General features: G+C 71.4%; 6 protein-coding genes. 3 read left to right on the forward strand and 3 right to left on the reverse strand.

Features of this window, described 5'->3' with window-relative positions; genetic code table 11:
* Position 1 precedes the first annotated feature (1 nt).
* Entirely contained in the window at positions 2–1,150 is a 1,149-nt protein-coding gene (locus ACK586_RS09685) for a glutathione-independent formaldehyde dehydrogenase (RefSeq protein WP_409330264.1), read from the reverse strand.
* A gap of 254 nt (positions 1,151–1,404) precedes the next feature.
* On the opposite strand from ACK586_RS09685, the gene ACK586_RS09690 reads away from it, so the two are divergent.
* The 3 genes from ACK586_RS09690 to ACK586_RS09700 all read left to right on the forward strand — a co-directional run bounded on the left by ACK586_RS09690 (position 1,405) and on the right by ACK586_RS09700 (position 5,028).
* Positions 1,405–2,433 carry a helix-turn-helix transcriptional regulator gene (locus tag ACK586_RS09690; RefSeq protein ID WP_409330265.1) on the forward strand — a complete coding sequence of 343 codons (1,029 nt, stop codon included), beginning with the start codon at positions 1,405–1,407 and terminating at the stop codon, positions 2,431–2,433.
* Between the two features lie 609 nt (positions 2,434–3,042).
* Positions 3,043–3,798, forward strand: coding sequence for a type 1 glutamine amidotransferase domain-containing protein (locus tag ACK586_RS09695; protein WP_409330266.1), 756 nt, complete (start codon positions 3,043–3,045; stop codon positions 3,796–3,798).
* 174 nt (positions 3,799–3,972) lie between these two features.
* Positions 3,973–5,028 (forward strand): helix-turn-helix transcriptional regulator, encoded by a 1,056-nt coding sequence (locus tag ACK586_RS09700; RefSeq protein ID WP_409330267.1) that lies wholly within the window; start codon positions 3,973–3,975, stop codon positions 5,026–5,028.
* Between the two features lie 645 nt (positions 5,029–5,673).
* Here ACK586_RS09700 and ACK586_RS09705 read toward each other — a convergent pair.
* Positions 5,674–6,090, reverse strand: coding sequence for a GntR family transcriptional regulator (locus ACK586_RS09705; protein ID WP_409330268.1), 417 nt, complete (start codon positions 6,088–6,090; stop codon positions 5,674–5,676).
* Positions 6,083–6,994 (reverse strand): alpha/beta fold hydrolase, encoded by a 912-nt coding sequence (locus ACK586_RS09710; protein WP_409330269.1) that lies wholly within the window; start codon positions 6,992–6,994, stop codon positions 6,083–6,085. The genes ACK586_RS09705 and ACK586_RS09710 overlap by 8 nt, the downstream gene beginning before the upstream one ends.
* Positions 6,995–8,699: the final 1,705 nt, after the last annotated feature.

Genomic DNA, 8,699 nt, shown 5'->3' on the forward strand with positions numbered 1-8,699 from the left:
GTCACGCACCCGCCGGGTGGAGGACGACCTTGGTCCAGCCGTCGTCCCGCTTGTCGAAGTGCTCGTAGGCCTCCGGCGCGCGGTCGAGGGGCAGGTGGTGACTGACGATGAACGACGGCTCGGCCTTGCCCCCGGCGATGAGGTCGCGCAGCTGCCGGTTGTACCTCTTGACCGGCGCCTGACCGCTGCCGATGTGCTGGCCCTTGAACCAGTGCATGCCGAAGTCGAAGGCGAGCTTGCCCTGCTTGGCCAGCTCGTCGGGCGCGCCCGGATCCTGCGGGATGAACACCCCGACGACGCCGATCGTGCCGGTGAAGCGCACCGAGGCGACCAGCCGGTTCATCGTCAGGTTCGCCCGCTCCTGCCCGTCGGGCTCGTGGGCCTGGTAGCCGACGCACTCGCAGCCGTTGTCCGCGCCCAGCCCCATCGTCTCCTCCAGCACGGCCTGCACCGGGTCGACCTTCGAGTCGTCGATGGTGATCGCGCCGATGGACTCGGCCAGCTTGAGCCGGTCCGGGTGCCGGTCGACGACCATCACCTTGCCGGCCCCGCGGATGGTCGCCGAGAGCGCGGCCATCAGCCCGACCGGTCCGGCGCCGTAGATGACGGTCTGGTCGCCGGGCTTCACGCCGGCCATCTCGGTGGCGCGGTAGCCGGTCGGGAAGATGTCGGCGAGCATCACGTAGTCGGCCTGGCGCTGCTCGGCGTCCTCACCCAGCCGCAGGCAGTTGAAGTCACCCCAGGGCACGCGCAGCAGCTCGGCCTGTCCCCCCGCCCACGGGCCCATGTCGGCGAAGCCGTACGCGGCGCCGGCCATCGAGGGCTCCGGCTGCGCGGTCAGGCAGTAGTTCGTGAGCTGGCGCTCGCAGTTCTTGCAGTGCCCGCAGGCGATGTTGAACGGCAGGACGACCCACTCGCCCACCTTCACCTTGTCGACCCCGTCGCCGACCTCGACCACCTGGCCCATGTTCTCGTGGCCGAACCAGCGGCCGGTCTCGAAGTCGGTCCGGCCCTCGTACATGTGCAGGTCGGAGCCGCAGATGTTCGTCGAGGTGATCCGCACCAGGACGTCGGTCGACCGCTCGATCCGCGCGTCCGGTACGTCCTTGACGCTGACCTGGCGGGGTCCGTCGTACACGACTGCCTTCACGGTGCCTCCTCGTCCGGTGGTCCCCGCCCCTGCGGTGTCGGGACCTCGATTGCACCCGGCGACGGGGGGCGCCCGGTATCGGCAGACATGCCGATACCGGGGCGGTCGGCTTCTCCCGGTGAGCAGCAGGAGCACACCCTGGCCGTCGCCGGAGTCCAGCGGATCGGTCGCTCTGCCGATGCCGGACGCCCGGACGCGCCAGCACCCTGGACGTCCGAGCGGCCTGTGAGCCGCATGCGAGAGGGCGTGCCGCGATGAGTGAGACGAAACCAGAGCGCCAGGCGCTGTGGCCGGAGGTCGCGGAGGTCGCGGCGTCCACCGCCACCGTGCAGGAACGCGCGGCCGAGCACCTGCAGAAGCTCGAGCGGATCCTGCCCTTCGACGCCGGCTGGCTCGCCGTGCGCGACCCCGAGCGGCACATCCACGTCCCGGTGGCCACCACCGGTCCGGCCGAGGCCCTCGTCGCCTACTTCGGCCGTCCGGAGGCCGACGAGGAGGTGGACCTGCTGGGTCTGAACCGGCGGCGCCTGCCGATGCTGGACAGCGAGATCCCGATACCGCTGACCGAGGTCCGCGCCTGGGCCGAGCACCTGCTCCCGGCCGGATTCCGCCAGGGCCTGGCGGCCGCGCTGTTCACGACGAGCGGACGGCACGTCGGCTTCCTCAGCCTGCTCTCCGCCGATCCCTCGCGGCCGAGCCCGGCCGACCGCCGGGTCGTCGCCGCCGTCACCACGGCGATCGCCGACGAGCTGGACCGGACCCGGGACATCGCGGAGACCGCCCGGATCGTCGCGAACGCCGGCGCGGGCGTCGTGCTCACCCGGGGAGGCGACGTGCTGCCGCTGCCGGGTCTGCCGGACGACCCCCTGCTGGCGCCGGGCTCACGAACCCCCCGGGTCGCCGCCGACGAGTTGGCCGACAGCGGCGCGTACGTCGCGTTCCTCGCGCCCCTACCCGGTGCCGGCGGAGACCGGCTGGTCCGGGTCACCGCGCTGGACTTCGCCCGGCCGGACCTCGACCACCTCTCGGCCGCGGTGCTCCTGTCCCCACCGGGCGACCTGCACGGCCTCACCCTCCTCGACCTCAGGGTCCTGGGCCTTGTGGTCGAGGGTGTCACCGGCGTCCCGGCCCTCGCGGGGGCGCTCCACGTGGCCGTCGACGCGGTGGCCGACTCCCTGGGCCGGAGCCTGGTCGCCCTGGGGACCAGCGACCTCACGGCCGCCACGGTGCGCGCCCTGCGCAACGGGTTGCGCATCCCCTCAGGAGTGACGGGGCCGACCTGAGCGGATCCGTCGGACAGCCCGGGAGCGGTCGCGCTGGCTCCGGCGCTGCTCGGGGCAGCGACCGGTCCTACAGCATGTCGAGCGGGACCTTCCCGGACGGCGGGGGGAAGAGCCGTCGTGGTAGAGGTGCAGGTCGGAGCCGCAGATCGCGGCGAGCTGCACCCGGACGATGGCGTCGTTGGGGTGCTCGATCTCGGGCCGGTCCTTTTCCTCCATCCTGACCTTGTACGGGCCTCGGTACACCATCGCTCGCATCGGATCCCCTCCTGGGGCGTGCGCCCCCGGGCTCGTGAGGCACCACGGGTGCCCAGCGGCCGGCTCTGCTCACCGGCCTCCTGACTCTGCGCCGACGGCCCGGCCCCAGCCAGCCCACACCCGGGCTCACCGCGGGGCTCCGCCGAAAGATCCGTAGATCTGCCGATGCTCCCGGTCCCCCGATCTCGTCCGGGCGCGCCGGTTCGCCGAGGACGTGTCCGACCGGCGGGTGCGGGTACTCCGCTCACCGCTGAGCAGTCGGCACCGGTGCAACGCACCGCCGTGGCGCCCCGATGGAGCTCCCCGCCCCAGGAGCGGTCCGTCGCCGTTGCGCCATGAGCGACAGGGAGACCCATGCCCACCCGACGACGACTTCGAGGCCGCAGGCTCGCCGCCCTGGTGGCCGACGGCTTCGAGAAGGTCGAGCTGATCGTCCCCCTGCGAGCGCTGAAGAAGGCCGGCGCCGAGGTGGACATCGTGTCCCTGCGGCGCGGCCGGATCCGCGGGGTGAACCTGCACATGCCGGCCAGCCGGGTCCGCGTGGACAAGACGGTCGGCGAAGCCGATCCCGGCGACTACGACGGCCTGCTGCTGCCGGGTGGGTTCATCAACCCCGACCTCCTCCGGCAGTCCGCCCCGGCACGGGAGTTCGTCCGCGCATTCGCCACCAGCGACAAGCCCATCGCCACGCTCTGCCATGGGCCGTGGGTGCTCGCCTCGGCGGGCCTCGTGGACGGACGGACCCTCACCTCCTGGCCCGGCACCCGCGACGACCTGGTGAACGCGGGTGCCACCTGGCTCGACCAGGAGCTCGTCCGGGACGGGAACCTCATCACCAGCAGGGGGCCCCAGGACATGGCCGCCTTCGTCCCCGGGATGCTCGATGCCTTCGCGACGACGTCGCCGGAGCCGGCGAGGACGGCACCGCGTCGGGAGTCCGACGGGCAACGCGAGGCGCCCGTCGGCTGGGCCCTCGCCGCGCTGCGGTGGTCGCCGAAACCGTCGGTCGCCGCGGTGCTGGCCATCGGCCTGGCCGCGGCCGCCCAGCGCGCCCTGGGTGCCCCGAGCGGGCAGAGCCGGCGGACCCGGGCGTCGGGTCGTGCCGGGTGACGCCCGCGAGCCCGCGCAGGCGGTCGGATAGGCGATGCCTACGGGCCGCGAGATTTCTCGTCACGGCCACCGGCACCGGAGCGCCTCGGCTCCGGTAGACATGTGCTCTGCCCGGTATGGGGGAACGGTGAGACGAGCCGCCCTGCCCCGCCGAGCCGTGGCGCGGGGGAACCGATGACGCAGATGCCCCTCCTCGAGCTGGCCGAGATCGCGGCCTCCACCGGCCCCCTGCTCGACCGCTCGCAGGACATGCTCGAGGCTCTTCGCCGCATCGTGCCGTTCGACGCCGCATGGCTGGCGCTCGCCGACCCGATGGGCAGCAGCTACACCACGATCGCGAGTACCGCCTTCGGTGAGAGCACCTTGCGGTACCTGAACGGTCCCGCCATGGCGCACGACATCGAGGTGACCCATACCGATCCCGCACGCCCGCCGCTGAGCCCGTCCGACCTGCCCTACCCAGCCGCGGACCTGCCGACATGGGCCGAGTGCTTCATCCCCGCGGGCTTCCACGAGGCCCTGGGGGTCGCGCTGTTCGGGGAAGGGCAGCGCCACGTCGGGCACCTGGCGCTGCTCTTCGGCAGCAAGGAGCCGCCGCCACTGGCCATGCGGCGTCGGCTGCACTACCTCACCCCCATCCTGGCGCGCGGGTCGGATCCGTTCCGTTCGCCGGCCGCCGCGGCGCAGATGGTGCGGGGGGCGACCGCCGGGGCGGTGCTGTGCCGCGAGGGCGCCACCCGTCCCCTGCCGGGCCTCGACGGCGACGCCCTGCTCACCGCGGGATCGCCCGTCGTCACCCTCGCCCACTCGTGCCTCGATGACGGCCACGTGTACGGGTCCTTCCTCTGGCCGCGTGGCGGCCGCCACGCCCCGGACGGGCACGTCCGCGTGACCGTCCTGGCCGGTACCGACGAGGCACCGGCGAGCGTGCTGGGAACGGTGGTCCTGTCCCCCGTGGCCGACCTGCGCGGGCTGACACCGCGCGAGCTGGAGGTGCTCGGGTTGCTCGTCGACGGGTGCTCCAACCAGCAGATCGCCCGCGCGCTGGTCGTGACCCCGCGGACCGTGGCAGCGCACCTGGAGCACATCCTCGCCAAGCTCGACGCGCCCACGCGGACGCTCGCCGCGGTGCGGGCCGAGCGCGAAGGCCTCTACGTGCCCTCCACCTCGTCGCCCTGCCGCGCACCGACGGGCACGACGGCCGGCACACCGCCCCGACGCTGCCGCTGAGCGGGAACATCCATCCGCGGGCGGTCATGGAGCTGCCTGGCCACAGCGCACAGGGTGATCAGAGACGACCCAGGGCGCCCACCGAATCGGTGAGCGCCCTGGTCATCGGGGTGGAGCTGAGGGGACTCGAACCCCTGACCCCCACACTGCCAGGCCGTCGTGATCGCGTTCGCAGAGGTCCGTCCATGTCCTGAAACACTGTCTGACCTGCTGTTTCGTCGTGATCCGGAACAGCGGCGGGCACCGGCGAACGACCACGAAATCACCGCAACTGCAACCAGAGCTGCAACCAGCCTGGGCCGGTGGATCAGCGGCGGGCCGCCGGCGTGAGCTCGTGCATGCCGTAACTGTTGTCGTCGGGGTTGACGGCGACGCCCGGCGCGACAAGCTCGTGGTGCGGTCGAGTACGTCGGCCGACAGCCGCCGGCCGATCGACCACCCCACCGGGCGGTTCGACGGATCTGCACGTCCTGGACCGATCGACGCATCGGGGACCGGGAGCGTCACCCCACTGCCAGGCGTGCTTGAGGGGGTTCGTGGACGTGCGTAGAAGTGCAAACGCGCATACCAGAACGACGTGCGGTCTTGAGGAGACTGCCAAACTCGCCACCGCTCACCGGGCGCAAACTCCGCGGGCGGTGCGGTTCAGCTCCTGGATCTCGAGGTACCCGCTGACGACCGCTGGCTGAGGTGGCCCCCGCCGGGCGGTTGGACCGCCCCTCCCCCGTTCGCGGAGCCCGCGGCGAGGGCAACCGCCCAGCGCTTCGTCCCCGGAAGCCTGCGGACGAGGCCCTCGGCAGCCAGCCGGGCGTATGCCCGTGTGACGGTGGTGGGATCGATGTTCCAGGCCGACGCAAGGCTCCGCGCCGACGGCAGCGCCGTCCCGGACGCTAGGCACCGGGACCGAATCTCGTCGGCCAGCCGACGCCGCACACACTCGAACATCGGCACGTGCCCGTCGGGCACGCACAGCTCCGTCTCACCTGCTGTCAGCCGCGGACCGCCCTGGCGCCTCACGTCAGCGATGCCGAGGTTGGAGGCGCTCCTTTCGGTCTCACCCATCGAGGAAGCGCAGCAAGGCGTCGTTCACGACGGACGGAGCCTCCTGCTGCAGCCAGTGATTGGCGCCCGGCACCGTGACCACGGCCCTGAGATCCGTGACAACGCCGTCCATCACGGAGGGCGGCATGAACGACGCGACCGGGTCCTCGGCTCCAGCTAGGAACATGGCGGGCGCGTCGATGGTCCGGCCGTGGTACGGCGCGAGCAGTTCCCAGTTCCGATCGAAGTTCCGGTACCAGTTCAATCCGCCGGTGAAGCCGCGACGAGTGAGCGCCTCCACGAAGACGGCGTGCTCATCGGCCGTCTGGAACGCCGGGTGACGCGGGATCGGGGCGTCCGCCCAACCGGACCTGTCGGTGACCCAGCCTCCGTGCAGCGCACGAGGCACATCGGCGGCGAAGGCCGCGTCGGCGACGCCCGGCTGCTGGAGCCACAGCATGTAGAAGTCGTCACCCACCATCTGGCGGAAGAACTGCATGGGAGGAGCCGGCGTCCGAGGTGTGTAAGGCACGCTCAGCGCGACGATCCCGCGCACGCGCTCGGAGTGCAGCAGCGCCGTGTGCCAGGCGACGTAGGCACCGAAGTCGTGACCCACGAGGGTGGCCTGCTTCAGCCCCAGCGCATCGAGCACCCCCACGACATCGCCCGTGAGACGCATGACGTCGGTGTGCTCGATGTCGGCGGGTCCCATGGTTCGGCCATAGCCGCGTTGGTCGAAGGCGATCGCCTGCCGGCCGCTCGCTGCGATGGCCGGCAGCTGGTGACGCCACGAGAACCACAGTTCCGGAAAGCCGTGGAGGAAGACCACGGGATCTCCCGCGCCCAGGGTCACCACATGCACGTCGAGGTCCCCGACGTCGATCTGACGGTGGACCGGACCATCACCCGTTGACGACAGGGACATCGAACCTCCAGGAGCACACCAAGGCGGAATCAGCGGATGAGCCGGCCCGAGTCGACCGGCAGCGCGACCCCGGTGACGTAGCGAGCCGCTGGTGGAACGAGGACTTGGCAGGCGTTGCTCCTGTCGATCCGCTCCGGCCCCGAGGGATCGAGAGCACGCGCACTGTGGGCTGCGGACCGGCGAGGTCCTCACGCGCCGGGGAGTCCGCGTCGGCGGGGAACAGGTCGTGCGGAGGCTGGTGCGGCACCCGGGCCGTGTCCACCGGCGTCGGCAAGACCAGGGTCAACGGATGCTGGGCGACCTCTCGGCAGTCCACGGCCTCGGCGGCTCGGACGGTCTTGGGCACGTCCTCCAGCGTGGCGAGCGACCACGGACCGGTCGTGACGGTGGCAGAGTCGCCCGCCATCGCGCTCGTCTCAGACCTTCTGGAGCGGGCGAAACGGCGGGCACGCTGCCGACCACGCCACACCGGTGTGCGGCCACCGCTCGTCGACCTCGCCCGACGATGTGCGCTCCACTGCTCGACTCAGCCTCACACCCGTCCACCGAGAAAGGTTCGTACACGGTTGATTGTGGCGGACGTTAGCTCGGTCGTACATGGCGGTCAAGGCGGGTCTGAACCGAGGCGCCGGAGTCCGAAGCGCAGACCGCACACGGCGGACCAGGTCTGGCCGGCGTAGCGCGAGACATCCCGACCAAGGGCGCAGCTCGCACCCTCGGTGATTCGTGACGAAGGACGTGGATCCCCCGACGGCCGCCGTTCGACGAGCGTCCAGCCGAGGGCCTCTAGGTCGCGAACGACCTCGGCCTCGCTGGCCCACACGGGACCCCGCCAGCATCAACTCGGAAGTCGCGTAGGCCCGGTTGTCGGCGCGTGTTCGAGTAGGGCGCGTTGAACCGCCACTCCCGCGGCGGCCGCCGCCGCGAGGTCGATCTGGTGGTGCCGATGCAGAAGGCGACGACGACCGACAGCTCCGGGCGGCTGCGCAGGACCTGGGCGGCCACCTGGGTTGTGGACCAGATGCCCAGTACGTCCACGCCGTCGACGGCGGCGATCGGGTCGGCTTCGTCCAGCCCCCCTCCCGCAGCGACTCGACCTCGTAGCCGGCGGCTTCCAGCAGGCCCGCCCCGACGGGGTCGATGCTCTCCGGCGACAGGGCTCCCAGCACGAACCGAACCTCCGCGACCGCAGGACCGCTGACGACGGGCACCGGCCCGCGGCGCCGACGTGCCCAGGGATCCGCGCGTACTCCCCGGTCGGAACGGACGCGCGCCGGGCCGCGCGTGGCCCGTCACCACCATGTCCTCCGAGCACCTCTCTCGGACCCGGGGCGCCTCCGTCTCCGGCGGACCCGAGGCGTCGCCCGCCTGGGTCGTACACGGACGAATGACGTGGCCCGCACACATCTCGACCGTGTGTGCTAGAAATCACCCCGATAGGTCGTACACGGACAAGTTTCACCCGTCTCCTCAGCGGTCTCGACCGCTCGCGGTAGAGAACATCCTCGTTTCTGTCCCCCACCATCCGGAGTTCTGTCTAGTGAGAGTCACTCGAACTTCCCTGGTCCTCGCCATCGTCGGGGTGCTCCTAGGCCCTGTTTGATAAGTCGCGGAGATAGATGTTGATGTTGGTGATCTCGACGGTGGCGTCGTAGCGGACGGCGAGCTTGTCGTACCGGGTGGCGAAGGCGCGGTTCTGCTTGTG

It is taken from the genome of Trujillonella humicola (genome assembly GCF_046233715.1).
GTDB classification, from domain to species: domain Bacteria; phylum Actinomycetota; class Actinomycetes; order Mycobacteriales; family Geodermatophilaceae; genus Trujillonella; species Trujillonella humicola.